The organism is Bacillus sp. 1021, assembly GCF_014534735.1.
Classification (GTDB): domain Bacteria; phylum Bacillota; class Bacilli; order Bacillales; family Bacillaceae; genus Bacillus; species Bacillus siamensis.
The window spans coordinates 1-600 of the sequence record NZ_JACVSR010000018.1; the positions used below are offsets into that span (position 1 = coordinate 1).

Genomic DNA, 600 nt, shown 5'->3' on the forward strand with positions numbered 1-600 from the left:
TTCTATCATACATAAGTTGGCGTATTAGGCCGGTGTAGCTCAATTGGTAGAGCAACTGACTTGTAATCAGTAGGTTGGGGGTTCAAGTCCTCTTGCCGGCACCACTTTTATATGTTATACTATATAAGTCTCTTGTAAAAAGAGCCATTAGCTCAGTTGGTAGAGCATCTGACTTTTAATCAGAGGGTCGAAGGTTCGAGTCCTTCATGGCTCACCATGTTTTTTTCTTGCGGATGTGGCGGAATTGGCAGACGCGCTAGAATCAGGCTCTAGTGTCTTTACAGACGTGGGGGTTCAAGTCCCTTCATCCGCATTGCCAAACGCGGAAGTAGTTCAGTGGTAGAACATCACCTTGCCAAGGTGGGGGTCGCGGGTTCGAATCCCGTCTTCCGCTCCAACTAAACTATACCATCCATGCCGGGGTGGTGGAATTGGCAGACACACAGGACTTAAAATCCTGCGGTAGGTGACTACCGTGCCGGTTCAAGTCCGGCCCTCGGCACTTATTGTTGCGCCCGTAGCTCAATTGGATAGAGCGTTTGACTACGGATCAAAAGGTTAGGGGTTCGACTCCTCTCGGGCGCGCCATACATACTTTTG

Annotated in this window: 6 tRNA genes; all 6 read left to right on the plus strand. The window is 49.5% G+C overall.

Annotated elements, in window-relative coordinates:
* Positions 1-28: 28 nt before the first annotated feature.
* Positions 29-104, plus strand: a tRNA-Thr gene (locus ICW23_RS18705).
* Positions 105-141: 37 nt separating this feature from the next.
* Positions 142-217: transfer RNA gene (locus ICW23_RS18710), tRNA-Lys, on the plus strand.
* A 12-nt stretch (positions 218-229) separates the two neighbouring features.
* Positions 230-313: transfer RNA gene (locus ICW23_RS18715), tRNA-Leu, on the plus strand.
* Positions 314-322: 9 nt separating this feature from the next.
* Positions 323-397: transfer RNA gene (locus ICW23_RS18720), tRNA-Gly, on the plus strand.
* Between the two features lie 19 nt (positions 398-416).
* Positions 417-502: transfer RNA gene (locus ICW23_RS18725), tRNA-Leu, on the plus strand.
* Between the two features lie 9 nt (positions 503-511).
* Positions 512-588 (plus strand) — tRNA-Arg (locus ICW23_RS18730).
* The last annotated feature ends 12 nt before the right edge of the window (positions 589-600 follow it).